The sequence below is a fragment of the Raineyella sp. W15-4 genome, from assembly GCF_033170155.1.
Classification (GTDB): Bacteria; Actinomycetota; Actinomycetes; order Propionibacteriales; family Propionibacteriaceae; genus Raineyella.
Map to the genome: position 1 here is coordinate 1,898,449 of NZ_CP137079.1, position 21,529 is coordinate 1,919,977.

Annotated in this window: 18 protein-coding genes and 1 pseudogene; 2 read left to right on the top strand and 17 right to left on the bottom strand. The window is 71.7% G+C overall.

What is annotated here, in order from left to right:
- Nucleotides 1–1,014 carry a LacI family DNA-binding transcriptional regulator gene (locus tag R0145_RS08895; protein WP_317840032.1) on the top strand — a complete coding sequence of 338 codons (1,014 nt, stop codon included), beginning with the start codon at nucleotides 1–3 and terminating at the stop codon, nucleotides 1,012–1,014.
- Between the two features lie 210 nt (nucleotides 1,015–1,224).
- On the top strand, nucleotides 1,225–2,727 hold the full coding sequence (locus R0145_RS08900; protein WP_317840034.1) for a sugar porter family MFS transporter: 1,503 nt from the start codon (nucleotides 1,225–1,227) through the stop codon (nucleotides 2,725–2,727).
- Between the two features lie 112 nt (nucleotides 2,728–2,839).
- Here the strand turns inward: R0145_RS08900 and R0145_RS08905 are convergent, their stop codons facing one another.
- The 17 genes and pseudogenes from R0145_RS08905 to metH form a co-directional block, all read right to left on the bottom strand.
- Complete coding sequence (locus R0145_RS08905) at nucleotides 2,840–3,064, bottom strand: hypothetical protein (protein ID WP_317840035.1); 225 nt, start codon at nucleotides 3,062–3,064, stop codon at nucleotides 2,840–2,842.
- Between the two features lie 176 nt (nucleotides 3,065–3,240).
- Entirely contained in the window at nucleotides 3,241–4,245 is a 1,005-nt protein-coding gene (locus R0145_RS08910; protein ID WP_317840037.1) for a Gfo/Idh/MocA family oxidoreductase, read from the bottom strand.
- A 1-nt stretch (nucleotide 4,246) separates the two neighbouring features.
- Nucleotides 4,247–5,431 (bottom strand): Gfo/Idh/MocA family oxidoreductase, encoded by a 1,185-nt coding sequence (locus tag R0145_RS08915; protein WP_317840038.1) that lies wholly within the window; start codon nucleotides 5,429–5,431, stop codon nucleotides 4,247–4,249.
- A 126-nt stretch (nucleotides 5,432–5,557) separates the two neighbouring features.
- Nucleotides 5,558–6,880, bottom strand: coding sequence for a ribosome biogenesis GTPase Der (gene der / locus R0145_RS08920; RefSeq protein ID WP_317840040.1), 1,323 nt, complete (start codon nucleotides 6,878–6,880; stop codon nucleotides 5,558–5,560).
- 29 nt (nucleotides 6,881–6,909) lie between these two features.
- Nucleotides 6,910–7,677, bottom strand: a complete 768-nt coding sequence (locus R0145_RS08925) for a lysophospholipid acyltransferase family protein (RefSeq protein WP_317840042.1) — start codon at nucleotides 7,675–7,677, stop codon at nucleotides 6,910–6,912.
- Nucleotides 7,678–7,693: 16 nt separating this feature from the next.
- Complete coding sequence (cmk, locus tag R0145_RS08930; RefSeq protein ID WP_317840195.1) at nucleotides 7,694–8,368, bottom strand: (d)CMP kinase; 675 nt, start codon at nucleotides 8,366–8,368, stop codon at nucleotides 7,694–7,696.
- Nucleotides 8,369–8,443: 75 nt separating this feature from the next.
- Nucleotides 8,444–9,514, bottom strand: a complete 1,071-nt coding sequence (locus R0145_RS08935) for a prephenate dehydrogenase (RefSeq protein WP_317840044.1) — start codon at nucleotides 9,512–9,514, stop codon at nucleotides 8,444–8,446.
- A complete protein-coding gene (prcA, locus tag R0145_RS08940) occupies nucleotides 9,511–10,224 on the bottom strand; it encodes a proteasome subunit alpha (protein WP_317840046.1) in 714 nt (237 codons plus the stop codon). Before prcA ends, R0145_RS08935 begins: the two co-directional genes overlap by 4 nt.
- Before the next feature lie 10 nt (nucleotides 10,225–10,234).
- Nucleotides 10,235–11,035, bottom strand: a complete 801-nt coding sequence (gene prcB, locus R0145_RS08945) for a proteasome subunit beta (protein ID WP_317840048.1) — start codon at nucleotides 11,033–11,035, stop codon at nucleotides 10,235–10,237.
- Nucleotides 11,032–11,214, bottom strand: coding sequence for a ubiquitin-like protein Pup (locus R0145_RS08950; RefSeq protein ID WP_317840050.1), 183 nt, complete (start codon nucleotides 11,212–11,214; stop codon nucleotides 11,032–11,034). The genes prcB and R0145_RS08950 overlap by 4 nt, the downstream gene beginning before the upstream one ends.
- Before the next feature lie 35 nt (nucleotides 11,215–11,249).
- Nucleotides 11,250–12,752, bottom strand: coding sequence for a depupylase/deamidase Dop (gene dop / locus R0145_RS08955; protein ID WP_317840051.1), 1,503 nt, complete (start codon nucleotides 12,750–12,752; stop codon nucleotides 11,250–11,252).
- On the bottom strand, nucleotides 12,749–13,114 hold the full coding sequence (locus R0145_RS08960; protein WP_317840053.1) for a DUF3054 domain-containing protein: 366 nt from the start codon (nucleotides 13,112–13,114) through the stop codon (nucleotides 12,749–12,751). The genes dop and R0145_RS08960 overlap by 4 nt, the downstream gene beginning before the upstream one ends.
- A 20-nt stretch (nucleotides 13,115–13,134) precedes the next feature.
- Nucleotides 13,135–14,802: a proteasome ATPase gene (gene arc, locus R0145_RS08965; protein WP_317840055.1), complete on the bottom strand. Its 1,668-nt coding sequence runs from the start codon at nucleotides 14,800–14,802 to the stop codon at nucleotides 13,135–13,137.
- A gap of 8 nt (nucleotides 14,803–14,810) precedes the next feature.
- A pseudogene (locus R0145_RS08970) lies at nucleotides 14,811–15,704 on the bottom strand (tRNA (adenine-N1)-methyltransferase); the annotation flags it as partial.
- Nucleotides 15,705–15,739: 35 nt separating this feature from the next.
- The gene (locus tag R0145_RS08975; protein WP_317840056.1) at nucleotides 15,740–17,296 is read right to left on the bottom strand and encodes an ABC transporter substrate-binding protein; all 1,557 of its coding nucleotides are present in this window, start codon (nucleotides 17,294–17,296) and stop codon (nucleotides 15,740–15,742) included.
- A complete protein-coding gene (locus R0145_RS08980) occupies nucleotides 17,293–17,997 on the bottom strand; it encodes an HAD family phosphatase (RefSeq protein WP_317840057.1) in 705 nt (234 codons plus the stop codon). Before R0145_RS08980 ends, R0145_RS08975 begins: the two co-directional genes overlap by 4 nt.
- Complete coding sequence (gene metH / locus R0145_RS08985; RefSeq protein ID WP_317840058.1) at nucleotides 17,987–21,490, bottom strand: methionine synthase; 3,504 nt, start codon at nucleotides 21,488–21,490, stop codon at nucleotides 17,987–17,989. The genes R0145_RS08980 and metH overlap by 11 nt, the downstream gene beginning before the upstream one ends.
- Between the last annotated feature and the right edge of the window lie 39 nt (nucleotides 21,491–21,529).

Here is a 21,529-nt window from a genome sequence, read left to right on the forward strand (position 1 = left end):
ATGGCGGAGCGTTCGGACACCGTGACCATCCGGGACGTGGCCGAGCGGGCCGGAGTCTCGAAGTCGCTCGTCTCCCTGGTGCTGCGCGGTGACCCGCACGTCAGCGACCAGCGCCGCCGTGCCGTCATCGAGGCGATGGCCGAGCTGGGCTACCGCCCCAACCGCGCCGCCCGGACCCTGTCCAGCTCGCGGTCCGGCGCGGTCGGGGTGCTGCTCAACGATCTGCGCAACCCGTGGTTCGTCGACCTGCTGGAGGGGCTCACCAGCATCCTGCAGGCCGCCGACCTCACCCCGGTGCTGTCCGACAGCGCCACCGTCCGCCTGGTCGGCGGCGACCCGGTGGACTCCCTCACCGGCCTGGGCGTGGACGGCATCGTGGTGGTCGGCACCACCCCCGACGGGCCGGCCCTCACCGAGGCGGCCGCCCTGCTGCCGATCGTCCTCGCCGGCACCCGGAACCCTCCCCTGCCGTACGCCGACGTCGCCGTCGACGACGACGAGGCGGGCGGCCGGCTGGCCACCGACCACCTGATCACCCTGGGGCACCGGCGGATCGCCCATCTGTGGGGGCCCGGCGATGTCGGCGGCCTGCGCCGCGACGGCTTCCGTACGGCGATGCGGGCCGCCGGCCTGGACCCGGAGCGCTACGCCGAGGCCGGCGGGATGAGCGAGGAGAGCGGCTACGCCGCCACCCGGCGACTGCTGGCGCTGGACGAGCCCCCCACCGCCATCTTCGCCTTCAACGACATCTCCGCGGTGGGCGCCCTGTCGGCGGCCGCCGACGCAGGGGTGAAGGTGCCGGCCCAGCTGTCCCTGGTCGGCTACGACAACACCTACCTCGCCCGGGTCCGGCACATCTCCCTCACCTCGGTCGACAACGGCAACTACGCCGTCGGGGTGCAGGCCGGCCGGTTCCTGGTCGACCGGCTGGAGGATCCGCATCGCCCGGCCCGGACGGCCCGGGTGGCCACCTCGCTGCACGTACGGTCGACTACCGCCCCGCCCAGATCCTGACGGCTCAACAATTTGTTCGGACGTTTTACTTCCTTATGTCTTGACAAATTTGGAGCGCGCCAACTACCGTCGAGGGCAAGCCGAGTGGTGAACACGTCGCCCCTCGGCCCCACACAGGCAATGAGGCCGTATGGCGGTTCGGTCGTGTCGACCACCGATAAGGGCCTCGAAGGTCCGGGGTGCATCCACGGACCGGACAGGAGAAATGACGTGTCAACAACCACCAGTAGCTCATCCGGCGCGAGTACCGAGCTGCCCGCCCTGGGGCGTGGCCCCTACAGCCGCCGGCTCGGATGGGTCGCAGTCATCGCCACCTTCGGTGGCCTGCTCTTTGGGTACGACACCGGTGTCCTCAACGGTGCCCTGGGGTTCATGAAGATCGACCCCGTCCTGACCGGCTCGCCCGGTGCGGAGCTGTCCGCCGCGGAGGTCGGTCTGATCACCTCCATCCTGCTCGCCGGCGCCGCCATCGGTGCCCTCGTCGGCGGTCGTCTTTCGGACAAGGTCGGGCGCCGGCGGCTGATCGTCGTGCTCGCGGTGATGTTCTTCGTCGCGGCGGTCGGCGTCGTCGCCTCGTGGAACTACGAGGTGCTGCTCGCCTTCCGGTTCCTGCTCGGCCTGGCGGTCGGCGGAGCCTCGGTGACCGTCCCGGTCTACCTGGGTGAGATCGCCCCGTTCGAGCAGCGCGGGTCGATCGTCAGCCGCAACGAGCTGATGATCGTCACCGGCCAGTTCCTCGCCTTCCTGATCAACGCCATCATCGGCAACGTGTTCGCGGCGACGCCGCACACCTGGCGCTACATGATGGTCGTCGCGGCCCTGCCGGCGATCGTGCTCTTCCTCGGCATGCTGCGGATGCCGGAGAGCCCGCGCTGGCTCGTCCTGCAGGGACGCGACCGTGAGGCGCTCGATGTGCTGCGCCAGGTGCGGAGCGAGGAGCGGGCCGTCGCCGAGATGGCGGAGGTGCGTGAACTGGCCCAGATCGCCCGTGAGGAGCAGTCCGGCCACCTCAGCGAGGTCATCCGCACCCCGTGGATGCGGCGGCTGCTGCTGATCGGCATCGGCCTGGCGATGTTCCAGCAGCTCACCGGGATCAACTCGATGATGTACTACGGCGAGCTGGTCCTGCAGGATGCCGGCTTCTCCCACCAGATCGCCCTGATCGTCAACGTCTTCAGCGGCGTCGCCTCGGTGTCGGCCATGCTTATCGCACTGAACTTCGTGATCGACCGCTTCAACCGCCGCGCCGTCCTGATCTTCGGGTTCGCCGCCATCACGATCGCGCACGTGCTGGCCGGCGTGGTCGGCACCCAGATGGACACCGCGGACCCGGCCCGCCGCTGGCTGCTGCTGGGGATCATCGTCCTGTTCGTCTTCATCATGCAGGGCACCGCGGGGCCGCTGGTGTGGCTGATGGTCTCCGAGATCTTCCCGCTGCGGATGCGCGGCGCGATGATCGGCGTCACCGTCTTCCTGCTCTGGGGCACGAACATGGTCATCGCCCAGGTGTTCCCGATGCTCACCCAGGCGATCGGCTTCGGCACCTTCTTCGCCTTCGCCGGGGTGAACGCGCTGGCGGTGGTCTTCATCGCCACAAACGTGCCGGAGAGTCATGGCATCACTCTGGAACGACTCGAGGAGCACTTCATGACCACGCTGGGCCGGTCCCGTCGCGGCGCGGAGGCCGAAGAGATCGCCCCCGACGCGGTCTGACCGACCGGCGTCGACCGGATCGACAAAGTAAGTTCGGGCTGGCGGAGTTCTCCACTTCGTCAGCCCGAACTCGTACGTCGCGTCCCAGGTCCGCCCGGGGCGCGTCGGTAGCTCATCGCACCAGCATCACGGCGGCCCAGGACGCCGCGAGACCGACGACGGTGACCACGACGCCGAGGCCGAGGACCAACAGGACGGCGGGACCCACCAGGGTCATCGCGATGCCGAGGAGCAGCGCGACGATGCCGATGATCACAGTCATCGGTGCGGGGCCTTCGAAGGACGGGGTGGCCGTGGGAGCGGTCCCCGGGGTCCGCTGGATCAGTTCGGTGGACATTGCTTCCTCCTTCTCGGACACCACGAGGGTGCCCGTTCGGCGTGCGAGAGGAGGCCCACCTGGAGCCGTGCCCCGCACGACTCCGTACGTCCCACCGGCTGGGCCGGTCAAGGACTTCATTTGTCTTAACAATAGCAGTGCCGAGCAGACAACAAACACAGCGTGCCGCGGTGGGGTCAGAGCACCGGGTAGTCGATCGTCTCCGCCCGGCCCGAGTGCAGCGACAGGGTCGCGGCCTCGGCGATCGCCTGGGCCCGGATGCCGTCCTCGAGAGAGGCGGCCGGGGCGGTCCCGGCCTCCAGCGAGGCGACGAAGTGGTCGAGGGCGGTGCGGTAGGTCGGCCGGGCGCGCTCGAACCAGCCGGCGTCCATCCCGTCCTCGACCACCTTGCCCAGCCCGTACCGGGCGACCGTGCCGGTCCGGTGCCCACGGGCCTGCACCAGGCCGGCCGAGCCGAGTACTTCGAGCCGTTCGTCGTAGCCGTAGCCGATCCGGCGGGTGCAGTCGATCTGGACCAGGGCCCCGGTCTCCAGCCGGAGGGTGAGCACCGAGGTGTCGACGTCGTCGTACTCGGTCAGCCGCGGTTCGGCGAGCGCCGATCCCGCGGCGTACACCTCGACCGGGTCGGCGCCGGCCAGCCAGCGGGCCAGGTCGATGAAGTGCACCGCCTGGTCGCGCATCTGGCCGCCCGACACGGCGATGTACTCCAGCGGTGGGACTGCCGGGCCGCGCGAGGTGAGCTGGACCAGCTCGACCGTCCCCACCTCCCCCGCCTCGACGACCCGCCGGACCTCGGCGTAGTCCCGGTCGAAGCGGCGGTTGAAGTCCACCATGGTGGGAATCCCGCTGGCCTTGACGTACCGGGCGACGTCGATCGCCTTGGCCAGGTCGAGGTCGATCGGCTTCTCCACCATTACTGCCACCCCGGCATCGGCGGCGCGGCGCAGGTTCGCGGCGTGGGTGTCGGTCGACGAGGCGATGAACACGGCATCCACCCGGTCGGCGGCGATCGCCTCTCCGACCTCGCCGGTCCACCGGGCGCCGTGGCGGTCGGCGAGCGTACGGGCCCGCTCGACGTTCGGGTCCGCGATCACGACCAGGTCGACGTCCGGGTGGGCGGCCAGGTTGGCGGCGTGCACGCCGCCGATGAACCCGGCTCCGATCAGTGCGAAGCGCACCATCTCACTGCTCCTTTCCGGCCGACCCGTACGCCGGGGCGACCCAGGCGGCATCGGCGTCGTGCGAGGCGGTCACCGCCTCCACGAACTGCACCCCGATCAGGCCGTCCTCCCCGGTCGGGAAGGTCAGCTCGCGGATCGTGCTGGGCCGGCCGTCGCGGCGGGCGGCCAGTTCGTCGGCGAGATCGCGGTAGAAGTCGGCGAAGGCCTCGATGAAGCCCTCCGGATGCCCCAGGCCGATCCGGGTCAGCCGGGAGGCGTCCTCGGACAACGTGGCAACTCCCTGGGCCAGGATGGTGGTCTCCCCCGCCAGGTTCTGCAGGGTCAGGTGGTGCGGGTCCTCGTGCTGCCACTCGAGGTTGCCCCGGTCGCCGAACACCCGGATCCGCAGGCCGTGGTTGTGACCGGTGGCCGCCATGCTGGCCCACAGCCGGCCGGAGACCCCGTCGGACAGCCGCAGCGCCACGGTGGCGTTGTCGTACACCCGCCGGCCGGGGACGAAGGTCTGCAGCTGCGCCGAGACCTGTTCGGCGTGCAAACCGGTGATGTAGCGGGCCAGGTGGTAGCCGTGGGTGCCCAGGTCGGCGACCACGCTGGCCCGGCCGGCGATGTCGGGGTTCATCCGCCAGGAGGCCTGCTTGTGGCCGGTGAACTCCAGGCCGGTGGCCGCCCAGCCGGAGGCGTGCTCGACATCGACGTGCAGCAGCTTCCCCAGCCGGCCGTCCCGGACGATCCGGGCGGCCTCACGGACCATGGCGTACGCCGAGTAGCAGTGCGGCACCCCGAGCAGGACGTCGTGTTCGGCGGCGATCCGGACCAGTTCCGCGGCGGAGCCGGAGTCGGTGGTCAGCGGCTTCTCGCAGACCACATTGATCCCGGCCCGCAGGAAGGCCGCGGCGATCGTGAAGTGGCTGTCGTTCGGGGTGGTCACCGCGACCACGTCGACCCCGTCCGGGCGGGCCGCCTCCGCCTCGGCCATCGTGCGGTGGTCGGGGTAGACGCGGTCCTCGGCGATCCCGAGGCGCTCCCCGAGCTCTCGGGACGCGGCGGGATCCTGTCCGAACACCCCGGCCACCAGGTCGTAGCGGTCGTCGAGGCGGATGGCGTAGCGGTGGGTCTTGCCGATGTCGGCCCCCGGCCCGCCGCCGACCATCCCGGCCTGCAGGCGCAGGGTTCCTGGTTGACTCATCTGTCGACTCCTTCGTCGTATTGGACAAATTTGGAACGGTCCAATAGTAAGCCGGCGAACGCCCCGGAGGCCAGACCCCGAGGGGGTGAACCGGTGCGCCGCCGGTCACACCGGGGTCGAGTGCCCTCAGGAACGCTTCGCCCGGGGCCGCACCTCGACGTGCACCGGGGTGCCACGGAAGCCGAAGTCCTCCCGCAGCCGGCGCTCCACGAACCGTACGTAGCCCGCGTCCAGCTCGCCGGTGGTGAACAGGATGAAGGTCGGCGGGCCGGCCTGGGCCTGGGTGGCGAACAGTATCCGCGGCTGCTTCCCGCCGCGGACCGGATGCGGGTGGGCGGCGACCAGCCGGCCGAGGAAGGCGTTCAGGCGACCGGTGGAGATCCGGGTCTCCCAGCCCTCGATGGCGGTGTCGATGGCGGTGCGCAGCTTGACCACGTTACGGCCGGTGAGGGCGGAGATGTTGACATGGTCGGCCCACTGGAACTGCACCAGGTCGCGTTCGATCTCCCGGTCCAGGTAGCGGCGGCGTTCCTCGTCGGTGAGGTCCCACTTGTTGAAGGCGATCACCAGCGCCCGGCCGGCCTCCTCCACCATCGACAGGATCCGCAGGTCCTGTTCGGAGACCTCCTCGGAGGCGTCGATCACCGCCACACACACCTCGGCCCGCTCGATCGCGCCGGCCGTCCGCAACGAGGCGTAGTACTCGTGGCCCGAGGCTTCCTTGACCCGCTTGCGCAGGCCGGCGGTGTCGATGAAGCGGTAGACCTCTCCGCCCACCTCGACCAGTTCGTCGACCGGGTCCACGGTGGTGCCGGAGATGTCGGAGACGACCGACCGCTGGGTGCCGACCAGGCGGTTCAGCAGGGAGGACTTGCCGACGTTGGGCTTGCCGACGATCGCTACCCGGCGCGGGCCGCCGGTCGGCTCGTCGGCGACCGCGGACCGTTCCGGCAGCACGGCGACGATGGCGTCGAGCAGGTCGCCGGTGCCACGCCCGTGGATCGCCGACACCGGCCACGGCTGGCCGAGGCCGAGGTTCCACATCGAGGCGGCCTCGGCCTCGGTGCGCTGGTCGTCGACCTTGTTCGCGGCCAGCACGACCGGCTTGCGGGACCGGCGCAGCACGGCGACCACCGCCTCGTCCTCGTCGAGGGTGCCGACGGTCGCGTCCACCACCAGGACGACCGCGTCGGCGGCGTTGATCGCCAGTTCGGCCTGTTCGGCGATCCGGCCGGCCAGGCCCTTGGCATCGGAGGCCCAGCCACCGGTGTCGACGACGACGAAGTCACGCCCGTTCCAGGTGGCGTCGTACGAGATGCGGTCGCGGGTGACCCCGGGAACGTCCTGGACCACGGCCTCCCGCCGGCCGATGATGCGGTTCACCAGCGTCGACTTGCCGACGTTGGGACGTCCGACGATGGCGACGACGGGCTTCTGGTTCTCGGTCACCGGCCCAGCCTAGTGCAGGGCGGCAACGGTCAGGCCCGGGCGATCCGATCGCGCGGGATGCCGGGCAACGGCATCCCGGTCAGTTCCGCGGCGTGCCGGACGTGGTCGGCCAGCTGCACCCGCAGCTCCTCGGCGGTGGCCCGTACGCTGGCCTGCCGCCGCGGCCACGGCACCGGCTGGGAGGTCAGCGGTGCGCCGAAGACGACGTGCATCCGGGTGCGCAGCCGCGGGGTGCCGTGCGGGCTGCCGCCGACCACCCGGGTGCCGAGCATCGCCACCGGCACGACCGGCGCGCCGGTGACCATCGCCAGGTAGGCCACCCCGGACCGGATCCAGGCGAACTCCCCGGTGTCGCGCATGCCCTCGGGGAAGATCACCAGCGCGGCGCCGTCCCGCAACACCCGGATGCACCGGTCGACCGCCGTACGGTCCACCGTCACGTCCCGGTCGATCGGGATCTGGCCGGAGCGGTCCAGCACCCCGCCGACCGCGCCGCGGAAGAGCTCCCGCTTCGCCAGCGCGTACGTCGGCCGCCGCGGCGACATCAGCACCGACAGCGGCCCGTCCAGGGTGGCGATGTGGTTGGACGCCAGGATCACCGGCCCCTCGGCGGGCACCTGGTCGGACCCGTGCACCCGGACGTCCCACAGCCCGCGGACCACCGCCCTGGCCGGACCGGCCAGGGCGCGCAGCAGACCGTGCCGGGGCGCCGGCAGCAGGTCGGTGTGCGGGAGGCCGGCCGTGGACACCGGGGCGGTCGGCCGGGCCGACGTGACGTTCCGGGTGTCCACGGTCATGGCGGGGTCCTCTCGGTCAGTGCTCCTCGGCGAGCGTCTGCTCGACGAGGGCGACGACCCGGCCCACCACGGTCGGCAGGTCGTCGTAGGTGGAATCGATGACGGTGACGCCCGCGGCGGCCTCGGTGAAGGTGGTCACCCGGGAGTCGTCGCGGTCGCGGCGGATCACCTGGTCGGTCACCTCGGCGCCGGTGGCCCGCGCGCCGAGCTCGGCGGCGCGCCGGGCGACCCGGGCGCCCGGGTCGGCGACGAGCAGGATCCGGACGTCGGCGTCGGGGGCGACCACGGTGGTGATGTCCCGGCCCTCGACGACGATCCCGCCGTCGGCGGCGGCGATCAGTGCCCGCTGCCGGGCGATCAGTTCGTCGCGTACGCCCTGGATCGACGAGACCTTGGAGACCTCGGCGGAGACCCGGGGGTCGCGGATCGCGGTGCTGACATCGGTGCCGTCGACGGCGATGCCGGGGGCCGCGGGGTCCGTGGTGATCCGTAGCGGGGTCCGGCGGACCATCGCGACGATCGCGTCGGCGTCCTCGAGCGGGATGCCCGAGCCGAGCCACGCCCAGGCCACCGCCCGGTACATCGCCCCCGTGTCGAGGTAGGCCCACCCGAAGTGCTCGGCGACGGCCCGTGAGGTCGAGGACTTCCCCGACCCGCTCGGCCCGTCGATGGCCACGACTACCACGCTGATCACCCTAACTTTCCTGGTCGACGGTTCCCGACGCCCACATGTCCTGCAGGTGGCCGCCGGGCGACGGTTCGGCGACTAGGACAGCCGCCAGCCCGCAGTCCTCATCGCCTCGGCCACCTCGCGGACGTGGCCGGGCTCCACGGAGACTTCCAGATAGCCCACCTGGCGGACCAGGTCGTGCTGGATGTCGATGTCCTCGATGTTGACCCCGGCGTCGGCGATGTCGCGGAACAGCTGCGCCAGCGCGCCGGGCGTGTCCGGGATCTCGATCACCAGCCGGGCATAGTCCATCGCCGGTGCCCCGTGCTTGCCGGGGATCTGGCGGGTGCCGTTCACCCCGCGCTGGAGGATCGGCCGGACCTTGTGCAGCGGGTCGTCCAGGGCGGCGATCATCTCGTCGAGATGGTCGCGCACCTCCTCCAGCTCGGGCCGCAGCGCGTCGACGTTGCCGGCGATGATCTGCTCCCACAGGGTCGGGTCGGAGCCGGCGATCCGGGTGACGTCACGCAGCCCCTGGCCGGCCAGGGCCAGATGGGACGTGGGGATGCCGAGCAGGTGATCGGCCATCAGCACCGACACCAGCTGCGGCAGGTGCGAGACCTGGGCGACCGCCCGGTCGTGCTCGTCGGGGGTGAACGCCACGTACCGGGCACCGCACAGCCGGATCATCGCCCGGACCCGGTCGGCGGTGGCCTCGGTCACCTCGCGGTGCGGGGTGACCGCCCAGGTCCGGTCCTCGAAGAGATCCGGGCTGGCGCTGACCGGGCCGGAGTGCTGGCTGCCCGCCATCGGATGCGAACCGAGGTAGCGGGAGAGGTCGCGGCCGGTGGCCTGCAGCTGGCGCAGCACCCGGCCCTTGACCGACCCGACGTCGGTGACGGCGGCGTTCGGGTAGCGATCCAGGGCCTCACCGATCACCGCGGCCAGCGAGCGCGGCGGGGTGGCCACCACGACCAACCGGACGGCCGCCGGCTCCGGCTTCGCGGTGGTCCCGGCGCCGAGGGTCTCCGCCACCCGGGCATGGGAGAGCACCGCGTCGGACAGGTGCACGGTGACCCCGGCCCGGGTCAGCGCGGCACCGATCGAGGCGCCGAGCAGTCCCGCCCCGATCACCACGGTCGGGTCGAGCTCTGCTGCGTCACTCACTTGGTCTCCTGTTCTTCCAGCACCTCGGGGAGGGTGGAACGACCGAGCCGGCGGAACTTCCGCGGCCGGGGCCTGGTCCGGTCGAGGACCGCCACTTCCAGCGAGTCCGGCCCGAGCACCCGCGGTGAGGGCGCCGAGGTGTCGGCGGCGAGTGCCCGGACGGCCAACCGGACGGCGCTGCCGAGATCGGCCTGCGGGTCGATGCCGCGGCGCACCACCTCGGCGATCGTCTCGGTGGCACCGCCCATCGCGGCGAAGTTCTCCTCGTCCGCGACGGACCCGTCGTAGGTGAGCCGGTAGATCTGGTCACCGGCCCGGTCGTGGCCGAGTTCAGCGACGACCAGCTCCACCTCGAACGGCTTCTCCGCGCCGGAGGAGAACGCCGACCCGAGCAGCTGGGCGTACGCGTTGGCGAGCATCCGCCCGGTCACGTCGGAGCGGTCGTACGCATACCCGCGCAGGTCGGCCTGCTGGATCCCGGCGATCCGCAGCTGCTCGAACTCGTTGTAGCGACCGACGGCCGCGAACGCGATCCGGTCGTAGATCTCGGAGATCTTGTGCAGGGCCAGCGACCGGTTCTCGGCGACGAAGCAGATCCCGTCGCGATAGCGCAGCACCACCACCGCCCGGCCGCGGGCGATGCCCTTGCGGGCGAAGTCCGAGCGGTCCTTCATCTGCTGCTCGGGCGCGACGTAGAACGGCATGCTCATGGACTGCTCCTCAGATCAGCGGGGCCGCCGGACCGTCCGGGCGGTGGCGCCGCCCGTCGATGACCCGGTCGGTGATGGCGGTCATCTCCTCGTCGGACAGCTGGTGCACCCCGTCCGGCCCGGCCACCATGATGATCGGGTAGATCCCGCGCATCAGGTCCGGGCCGCCGGTGGCGGAGTCGTCGTCCGCGGCGTCGAACAGCGCCTGCACCACGACGGTGGCGCAGCCCTGCAGGTCCAGATCGGGACGGTAGAGCTTCTTCAGCGATCCGCGGGCGAAGATCGACCCCGACCCGACCGAGTGGAAGGCGGTCTCCTCGTAGCGTCCGCCGGTCGCGTCGTAGGAGAAGATCCGGCCCAGGTCGCCGGCCAGGTCCCAGCCGGCGAACAGCGGCACCACCGCCAGGCCCTGCAGGGCGTTGCCGAGGTTGCCCCGGATCAGGGCGGCCAACCGGTTGGCCTTGCCGTCCAGCGACAGCGGCGCACCCTCGATCTTCTCGTAGTGCTCCAGCTCCACCCGGAACAGCCGGACCATCTCCACCGCGAGGCCGGCCGCGCCGGCGATGCCGACCAGGGAGAACTCGTCGGAGGCGTAGACCTTCTGGATGTCGCGCTGGGCGATCAGGTTGCCCATCGTCGCCCGCCGGTCGCCGGCCATCACCACGCCGTGCGGGAAGGTCGCGGACACGATGGTGGTGCCGTGCGGGGTGAGCTCGTCGGCCCGGCCGGACGGTACCCGCCGGGAGGGGAGCAGGTCGGGCGCGACCCGGGACAGCAGCTCGGTGAAGGAGCTGGTCAGCTCGTCGGTCACTGTCCGCCCTTCTGCACGAAGCCGCGGACGAACTCCTCGGCATCGGTCTCCAGGACGGAGTCGATCTCGTCGAGCAGGGCGTCGAAGCCCTCGTCCTGCTGCTGCCGCGCCGGGGTCAGCGTCTCGGCCTCCTCGGCCGTCTCCTCGGCACGGTGTCGTGCGTGCTGCTGCTCGGACATCGGGGGTCTCCTTCCGGACCAGGGGCAGATCGAGTCTATCCGGCGTACGTGCCGGGGAAGAGGTCCCCCAGCTCGGTGGGGCGCGTCGCCCGGTCGATCCGGTCCCCGACCTGCTCCCGGGTGCCGCCGAGCGGGTCGGTCAGCTCGAGTCGGACGATGCCGCGCCCGTGCTCGCCGCTGAAGGTCAGCCCGTCCCAGCCGGCACCCAACAGCTGGTCGACGAACCGGCCGACGATCCGGCCGCGGGCCCAGGCCCGGGTGTCCGGCGGGGGCGTACGCCGTGCCGCTGCGACCTCCTCGGGGGTGACCAGGGTGCGCAGCCGGCCGGCTCGCTCCAGCCGCAGCGCCAGGCTGCGGGCCGGGTCGATGTCGGCGTACTGCAGGTCCACCAGGGCCAGCTTCGGGTCGTCCCAGCCGAGGCGGTCCCGGGCCCGGTAGGACTCCAGCAGCAGCCGCTTCGCGGCCCAGTCGAGCCGGTCGGCGGCCCGGCGCCAGTCCGCCCGCAGGTCGTCGAGCAGCTGTTGCCAGGCGTCCAGCAGCGCCAGGTCCTCGGCGCCGAGGACCGGCAACGTACGACCGGCCTCCAGCCAGGCCTGCTGGATGTCCAGCGCGGTGACCTTGCGGCCGTCCTGGAGGGGCACGGTGCGGGTCAGGTCGGGATCGTGGGAGATCGCCCGGAAGGCGTCGACCGGCCGCAGCGGTCGCAGGTCGGGGGCCCGGTCGGCCTCCACCAGCCGGACCGCCAGCGCAGCGGTGCCGACCTTCAGCCAGCCGGCGACCTGGGCCTGGTTGGCGTCGCCGGTGATCACGTGCAGCCGCCGCCACAGTCGGCGCAGCGCGTGTGGCTCGTCGCGGGTGTTGATGATCGGCCGGTGCACGGTGGTTTCCAGGGCCACCTCGGTCTCGAAGAAGTCCGGGCGCTGGCCCAGCTGGAAGCCCACCGCCTGACCGGTCTGGCCGATCCCGACCCGGCCGGCACCGATCACCACGGTGCGGGACACCAGGAATCCGGTCAGGTCGCGGACGATCCGCCCGAACGGGACCGCGCGGGAGACCAGGTAGTTCTCGTGGGTGCCGTACGAGGCCCCCTTGGAGTCGGTGTTGTTGCGGTAGAGCCGGATCTCGTGCCCGATCGCCGCGGAGGCGACGTGGGTCGCCGCCAGCATGATCGCGTCCCCGGCACGGTCCCAGACGATCGCGTCACGGGCGGTCCGCACCTCCGGCCCGGAGTACTCCGGATGGGCGTGGTCGACATACAACCGAGCGCCGTTGTCCAGCATGGCGTTGCCGAGGCCCTGGTCGACGTCGGTGAGCTGATCCAGGCTGGCCCGTTCCCGCGGCATGGTGAAGCCCCGGGCGTCGATCAGCGGCGACTCGGCGGTGTAGTCCCACCGGCCGGTCCCGAAGCCGATCGACTCCAGGTAGCTGCGGACCACGTGGTTGGCCAGGTACATCGGGTGCGGGGCCTCGGCGGCCGGCACCCCGAGCAGGCTGATGCCGTACTCGGTCTCCAGGCCGTGTACCCGCCCGGAGGTCACCGGGCCGGGCTCCGGCGACGCCGCAGGATCACCCCGGCGACCAGTCGCCAGCCCACCAGCAGGACGGTCAGCGCGATGATGCTGACCAGGATGAACGACCAGTGCGTGGTGCCGCCGGTGAGCACCCGCAGCACATGGCCGACCAGGACGGTGCCGATCACCAGCGCACCGCCGGTGCGCGGTCGCAGCGGCTCCCGCCAGGCGCGGACCGCGGCCCAGCTCAGCAGGCAGCCGACCAGGAACGGCCAGGCGGTCAGCGCAACGGCACCCGCCCCGGTCCCCTCGCCGTGGGCGCCCCGCCCGGCAAGGGCGAAGACGACGACGCCGATCAGGTCGGCCAGCAGCACGTACGCAGCTCTCACCCACCCCACCCTAGTGGGCGTCACAGGTACTGGCCGGTGCCCGGTCCGGGGACCGGCTCGGCCCGGCGCAGCGGACGGACCGCGATGATCGTCTCGCCGGCGTGGTCGCCCTGGTCGGTCCCCAGCACCCGGGCCCAGTCGGCCGGATCGGTGGTCGGCCGGTCGGTGTTGTCGGTGAGCTCGGTGCGGGCGGACCGCCGCAGGTGCTCGGCGCTGATCCCGGCCGGGCCACCGGCCAGCACGTCCTTGATGGCGTACTTCTTCGCCCGGGAGACGATCGACTCGATCATCGCCCCGGACACCAGGTCGCCGGAGCGGATGGTCGCGGTGGCACCGGAGGCGTACGTCACCTCGAACACTTCGGCGGCGGCGTCGGTGGCGTAGAGCCGTTCGAGGGTGGCCTCGATCATCGCCGGGCGGGTCTCCCCGGCCCGGATCGGCACCCGGTCGTTGAGGTAGGTGGCGAAGATCTCCTCGGCGGCCGTCCGGTCGGGCCGCTCGATCCGGATCTTCACGTCGAAGCGACCCGGGCGCAGGATCGCCGGGTCGATCATGTCCTGCCGGTTCGAGGCGCCGATCACGATGACGTTGGCGAGCTGCTCGACGCCGTCGATCTCGGCCAGCAGCTGCGGCACGATCGTCGTCTCCACGTCGGAGGACAGGCCGCTGCCGCGGGTGCGGAAGATCGACTCCATCTCGTCGAAGAAGATCACCACCGGGGCACCGTCGGAGGCCTTGTCCCGGGCCCGCTGGAAGACCACCCGGATCTGCCGCTCGGACTCCCCGACGTACTTGTTCAGCAGCTGGGGACCCTTGATGTTGAAGAAGTACGCCCGGCCGTCGGCGCCGCCCTCACCGGACAGCGAATGGGCGACGGCCTTCGCGATCATCGTCTTGCCGCATCCCGGCGGGCCGTAGAGCAGGATGCCCTTCGGCGGGGTGAGGTCGTAGGCGCCGAACAGGTCGCGGTGCCGGAACGGCAGCTCCACCGCGTCGCGGATCTGCTCGATCTGCGGGCCGAGACCGCCGATGTCCCGGTAGCCGATGCTCGGTGTCTCCTCCAGGATCAGGTCGGCCACGTCGGTGGTCGGCACCCGGCCCAGCGCAATCCCGGCCCGGGTGTCGACCAGCAGGGACTGCCCGACCCGGAGCTGCTGGTCGACCAGCACCGCGGCCCGGTGCAGCACCTCCTCCCGGTCGGTGCCGGTGGTGACCAGCACCCGGCCGTCGTCGAGGGCCTCCTTGACGGTGGCGAGCTCGCCGGTGACCGCGGTGTCGGCGAGGCCGATCACCTGCGGCACGTCGTTGAGCAGCACCTGGCCACCGAGCTGCAGCGTGGACATCTCCAGCGAGGGCGAGACCTGCACCCGGAGCCGGCGCTGGCCGATCGCCACATCGGCGACCTGGTCGCCCGGCAGCCCGGTCACCAGGCCGAACGAGGAGGGCGGCCGGCGCAGTTCGTCGACCTTCTCCTTCAGGGCGACGAGCTGGTCGCGGGTCTGGCCGAGCAGGTCGGTGAGCCGGGCGTTCTGGTCGACCAGCCCTCGGGTCTCGGTGCGCAGCTGGGCGACCCGGCGGTCGGCGGAGCCCTTCTCCTGGGCCAGTCGCCGGGACTGGTCGGTGAGCGTACGCACCTCGTCGCGCAGCCGGTAGATCTCCGCCTGCAGCTGCTCGGTCTGCTCAGCCATCACGGTCCTCACGCATCGTCGTCCTCCTCTGCCTCCGCGACCGGGACCCCCGGCGGGATCGGGCCGTGGTAGTCGGGCCCGTACGCCCCGGGGGCGGGGCGGCGCTTGCGCAGCGGTGCGTCGACACCGTGGGCCATCCGGCGGGCGATCACCAGGAAGCCGGTGTGGCCGGAGGTCTGGTGACCCGGCCGGATCGCCAGCCCCTCGGCATGCCAGGACCTGATCGTCGTCTCGGTGGCCCGCGGCTCGGTGTAGCAGCGGGTGCTGCGCAACGTGTCCATCACCCTACCCAGCTGGGTGGTCGTCGCGACATAGCAGCACACCAGGCCGCCGCCGACCAGCCGCTCGGTGACCGCGTCGAGACAGTCCCAGGGAGCCAGCATGTCCAGCACCACCCGGTCCACCTCGTCGTCGGTGATCACCTCGGCGAGGTCGCCGAGGTGCAGCTGCCAGGTGCCCGGGTGGGCGCCGAAGAAGCCGGTGACGTTGCGTTCGGCGACGGCGGCGAACTCCGGGCGCCGTTCGTAGGAGTGGACCACCCCGGCCGGCCCGACCGCCCGCAGCAGGGAGAGGGTCAGCGCGCCGGAGCCGACGCCGGCCTCCAGCACCCGGGCCCCGGGGAACACGTCGGTGAACATGGTGATCATCGCGGCGTCCTTGGGGTAGATCACCGCGGCGCCGCGCTTCATCGACACGGTGAACTCCTCCAGCAGCGGCCGGAAGCAGACATAGGTCTGGCCGAGGCTGGACTCCACCGTGACCCCGTCCGGCCCGCCGATCAGCGCGTCGTGACGGATCTCGCCGCGGGAGGTGAAGAACGATCCACCGGGCTGCAGCACGATCGAGTGCCGCCGTCCCTTGGCGTCGGAGAGGTTGACCCGCTCCCCCGCCGCGAGCGGGCCCAGCCGTACGCCGGACCAGTGCGGGTCGTTGCCGGTCATGAGTTCTTGCTGAAGGCGGCCAGGTCCAGCTGCCAGCCGGGTCCCATCCGCCCGGTGTCGACCGACCAGCCCTCGCGGACGAAGACGACCTCGTCGGTCTGGCTGAGCGGGGTGACGTACGCGTCCTCGGCCGCGAAGTACTGCAGCTGGCTGACCGCGGCCTTATGGGTGGCCTGGTCGGAGGACGGCAGCCCCCGGGTCAGGATGGTCTGGATCTCCTGCTCGTGCGGCGAACCGGTCACCGACAGTGGGCGCTGCAGCCAGGCGCGGGCGGTCCAGGTGCTGGCCCGCTCGTCGAGCAGCTGCAGGTCGGCCGAGCCGGTGTCCGACCCCGCCGCGTTCGGGACGACAGTGACCGTCGCCAGCCCGGTGGCGTCCAGGGAGCGGGCCAGCTCGGCGGCGAGGTCCGCCCCGTCGGGCATCCGCGGGTCGTAGCCGAGGGTGAGCGCGAGCGGGGTGCCACTCGGTTTGTCGAGGGCCGGGGTGCCGCCGGCCGGGAAGAGGCCGGTGCGAGCGCCGGTCACCCCGATCGGCAGCAGACTGGTGAGCGTACGCCGGTCCCCCGCCGCCTGGCTGACGAAGGCCCGAACCGCGGCGTCCCCGGCGTAGCGGGAGCCGGTGTTCCAGGCCAGCCGCAGCACCCTCGACCCGGCGATGGTGACCGGGGTCAGCCCGGTGACCGGTGTCGTCGTCGCCGCGGAGGAGTCGGCGGTCGCGTCGGCCCGCTGCCGGATCACCGCCGCGGCGGACAGACCGCGCCAGGTCGCGTCGACGTCGCCGGACATCATCGCCTGTTCCAGGGCGGCGGAGCTGTCGTACTCGCGCAGCACCACCCGGACGATGGAGGCCGGCGCGTAGCCCTGGTAGCCCTCGTAGCGGCCGAACGACCAGGTGCCGCCGCCGCTGGCGGTGACCCGGTAGGGCCCGGAGCCGACCGGACGGGTGCCGGCGTCGACCACCTTGTCGGTCGGATAGACGTCGGGGTCGACGATCGACGCCGCCGGGGTCGCCAGCGCGTAGCCGATGTCGGTGTCGGCGTACGACAGGACGAAACGTACGGTCTGCGGGTCGGGGGTCTCGATCGAGCTGATCGACGCCAGCTGGGCAGCCCCCGACCCGGCGACACCGAGGCGCTGGGCCCGTTCGATGGAGTACTTCACGTCGGCGGACGTCACTGGCCGCCCGGACTGGAACCGCAGCCCGTCGAGCAGGGTGCAGGTGTAGACGGTGGCCTGTTGGAAGATGCAGTCCCGGGCCGCGTCGGGCTTCAGTAGGTCCTGGCCCGCGGGCGTGGTCATCAGTCGCTGGAACACCGAGAAGGCGATCGTCTCCGACCCGCCGGTGGTCATCGCCACCGGATCGGTGCTGGTGATCGCGTCGGTGGTGCCGACGGTGAAGTCCCGGTCCGGCCGCGGGGTCGGGGTGGGACTGGGTGACTCGTGCGGCACCGGCTGGCCGACCTGCGGCGCCGGCGGCGCCGTCTGCTGGGTGCACCCGGCGACGGTCACCACCACGGCCAGTGCGAGCGCCGCGCCGAGCCTCCGGCGGGTCACGGCATGCCTCCGCTGATCGCCGCGCCGCGCATCGCGTACAGCGCCGCCGGGGTGACCCCCGCCAGGGTCCGCAGCACCGTCCGGCGCGGCATCACCGGCAGCGGGAGGATACTCGGCACCCCGATCACCCAGGCGCCGGACGCCTGTCCGGCGGTGCTGCCGGTGACCGAGTCCTCGAAGACCAGACAGTCCTCCGCGGCGACACCGAGCAGCCGGGCGGCCCGCAGGTACGGGTCGGGGGCGGGCTTGCCGGCGGTGACCTCGTCGCCACCCACCACGGCCCGGAAGGTGCCGACCGGAAGCCGCTCCAGGACGGCCTCCAGCACCGGTCGCCAGGACGAGGACACCAGCGCGCACGGCACGTCCTCCTCGGCCAGTGCGGCGAGCAGGTCGAGCGCGCCGGGACGCCACTCCAACTCGTCGGCGGCCCGGATCCGGCCGGTGACCCGCTGCACCATCCAGTCGACCACCCAGGTGGGGGTCAGGTCGTCGCGGCCGGCCACCGACAGCATGTAGCGGGCCGCGGCGGTCAGGTCCGCACCGATCAGCCGATGGGCGTGCCCGTCGTTCCACTCCCCGCCCAGCAGCGCCATCAGCTCGTACTCGGCGCTGATCCAGATCGGCTCGGTGTCGGCCAGCGTCCCGTCGAAGTCCCACAGGCAGGCGGCGGGGCGCCCGCCCGGTCCGGCATCAGCGCGCATTGAAGTATTTCGCCTCCGGGTGATGGACGACGAAGGCGTCGGTCGACTCCTCCGGGTGCAGCTGGAACTCCTCGGAGAGGGTCACTCCGATCCGGTCGGCGTCGAGCAGCCGGGCGATCACGGCCCGCTGCTCCAGGTCGGGGCAGGCGCCGTAGCCGAAGGAGTACCGCGAGCCACGATAGGCCTGGTCCCGCACCATCGCGTCGACGGTGGCGTCCTCGGCGGCCAGACCCAGCTCGGCGCGGACCCGGGCGTGCATCCACTCGGCCATCGCCTCGGCCAGCTGGACACCCAGGCCGTGCAGCTCCAGATAGTCGCGGTAGGCATCGGCGGCGAACAGGGTGGCGGTCGCCGCGGAAAGGGTGGAGCCCATCGTCACCAACTGCAGTGGCATCACGTCGGGGCCCTTCGCCTCGGCCAGGGCGCGGTCGCGGAAGAAGTCGGCGATGCAGAGGAACCGCGGCCGCTGCTGGCGCGGGAAGGTGAACCGGCCGACCGTACGATCCAGGTCCTCGGGCGTCCGCGGGTCGAGGAGCATCACCTCGTCGCCGGCCGAGTAGACCGGGAAGTAGCCGTAGACCGCTGCGGGCTCGACCAGGTTGTCGGTGCGGATCCGGTCCAGCAGCCGGCGGATCCGCGGCCGCCCCTCCCGCTCCGCCAGCTCCTCGTACGATTCGCCGCCGCGGGTGCCGCGCAGCCCCCAGCGGCCCATCAGGGTGGCCCGCTCGTCGAGCCACTCGACGATCTCGCGCAGGGGGGTGCCCTTGACGATCCGGGTGCCCCAGAACGGCGGCGTCGGCACGTCCACGTCGTACGCCACGTCGGAGCGCGCCGGCACCTCGACCGCCGGCCGGCCGGGGCGGTCCACCGCCTGGACCCGGCGTTCGCGCGGTGCCGGCAGGGTGGCGCCGGGCACTCCGCGCTTGACGTCCATCACCGCGTTCATCAGGGCAAGGCCCTCGAAGGCGTCCTTCGAGTAGCGCACCTGGCCCTGGAACAGACCCTGCAGGTCCTGCTCCACGTACGACCGGGTGAGCGCCGCCCCGCCGAGCAGCACCGGGTATCTGTCGGCCAGGCCGCGGGTGTTCAGTTCCAGCAGGTTGTCCTTCATCACCACGGTCGACTTCACCAGCAGGCCGGACATGCCGATCGCGTCGGCGTGGTGCTCCTCGGCGGCCTCGATGATCGCTCCGACCGGCTGCTTGATGCCGAGGTTGACCACGTCGTAGCCGTTGTTGGTGAGGATGATGTCCACCAGGTTCTTGCCGATGTCGTGGACGTCGCCCTTGACCGTCGCCAGGACGATGGTGCCCTTGCCGGCGCCGGAGGCATCGGAGTCCATCTGCGGTTCCAGGTAGGCGACGGCCGTCTTCATCGTCTCGGCCGCCTGGAGCACGAACGGCAGCTGCATCTGGCCCGACCCGAAGAGCTCGCCGACCACCTTCATCCCGTCCAGCAGGTGGGTGTTGATGATGTCCAGCGGTGCGGTCTCGCGCAGCGCCTCGTCGAGGTCGGCCTCGATGCCCTTCGACTCCCCGTCGATGATCCGCTGGGTGAGCCGTTCACCCACCGGCAGGGCGGCCATCGCCGCCTCCCGCTCGGCCTTCTGGTCGGCGGTGGTCACGCCGGTGAACATCTCCAGGAAGGTCGACAGCGGGTCATAGGACGCTGTTCTACGGTCGTAGATCATGTCGAGGGCGACCCGGCGCTGGTCCTCGGGGATCCGGTTCATCGGCATGATCTTCGCCGCGTGCACGATCGCCGAGTCCAGCCCGGCCTGCACCGCCTCGTGCAGGAACACCGAGTTGAGCACCACCCGGGCGGCGGGGGCCAGCCCGAAGGACACGTTCGACACCCCGAGGGTGGTGTTCACCTCCGGGTAGCGCCGCTTGATCTCGCGGATCGCCTCGATGGTCTCCAGTGCGTCGCGGCGGGTCTCCTCCTGGCCGGTGCCGATCGGGAAGGTCAGCGTGTCGACCAGGATGTCGCCCAGTCGCAGGCCCCAGCGCTTGGTGAGGTCCTCGATCAGCCGGGTCGCGACCCGGACCTTCCACTCGGCCGTCCGGGCCTGGCCCTCCTCGTCGATGGTGAGCGCGACGACGGCGGCCCCGTGCTCCTTCACCATCGGCATCACCCTGGTGATCCGGGAGTCGGGGCCGTCGCCGTCCTCGTAGTTGACCGAGTTGATCACTGACCGGCCGCCGAGCCGCTCCAGGCCGGCCTCGATCACCGCCGCCTCGGTGGAATCGAGCACGATCGGCAGGGTGACCGCGGTGGCGAACCGGAACGCCAGCTCGTCCATGTCCGCCCGACCGTCACGGCCCACGTAGTCGACGCACAGGTCCAGCAGGTGCGCCCCGCCGCGGCTCTGCGACCGGGCGATGCCAACGCACTCGTCCCAGTTCTCCGCCAGCATCGCCTCGCGGAACGCCTTCGAACCGTTGGCGTTGGTGCGTTCACCGATCGCCAGGTAGGAGGTGTCCTGCCGGAACGGGACGTCGGTGTAGAGCGAGGAGGCGCTGGGCAGCGGGCGGAACGGCCGCGGCGCCAGCTCGCGCCCGCCCACCCTCTCGACAACCTGACGGATGTGCTCCGGTGTCGTGCCGCAGCAGCCGCCGACCAGCGACAGCCCGAAGTCCTGAACGTACTCGTCCAGCGCGTCGGCCAACTGGCCCGGCTGCAGCGGGTACCGGGCGCCGTCCGCGGTCAGCTCGGGAAGGCCGGCGTTGGGCATGCAGCCGACCATGATCCGGGCGTTGTCCGCCAGGTGGTGCAGGTGCTCGCGCATCTCCGCCGGGCCGGTGGCGCAGTTCATCGAGATCATGTCGATGCCGAGCGGCTCCAGCGCGACCAACGCGGCACCGATCTCGGAGCCGACCAGCATCGTGCCGGTGGTCTCGACGGTCACCGAGACGACCACCGGGACGTCTTGGCCGGATGTCCTGATGGCCCGCTTGGCACCGATCACCGCCGCCTTGGCCTGCAGGATGTCCTGGGCGGTCTCGATCAACACCCCGTCGATGCCGCCGGCCAGCATCGCGGCCACCTGCACCTGGTACGCGTCGCGCAGGTCGCGGAACCGGACGTGGCCCAGGGTCGGCAGCTTCGTGCCCGGGCCGACACTGCCGAGCACCCAGCGCGGCCGCTCCGGCGTCGACCACGCGTCGGCGGTCTCCCGGGCCACGGCCGCCGCGGCGTACGCCAGCTCGGCGATCCGGTCGGAGATGCCGTACTCCCCCAGCGCGGACAGGTTGGCGCCGAAGGTGTTGGTCTCGACGGCGTCCGATCCGGCCGCGAAGTATGCCGCATGGATCTCCCGCAGGACATCCGGCCTGGTCACCGACAGGATCTCGTTGCAGCCCTCGTACCCCTCGAAGTCGTCCAGGCCGAGGTCGTACTGCTGCAGCATCGTGCCCATCGCCCCATCGGCGACGACGACACGGTGTGCCAGCGCGGCACGGAGGCTCGACGGAGCGGACGAGGAGGAGATCACCGGGCCACTCTACGTGGCGGTCGACACGGGTACCCTCGC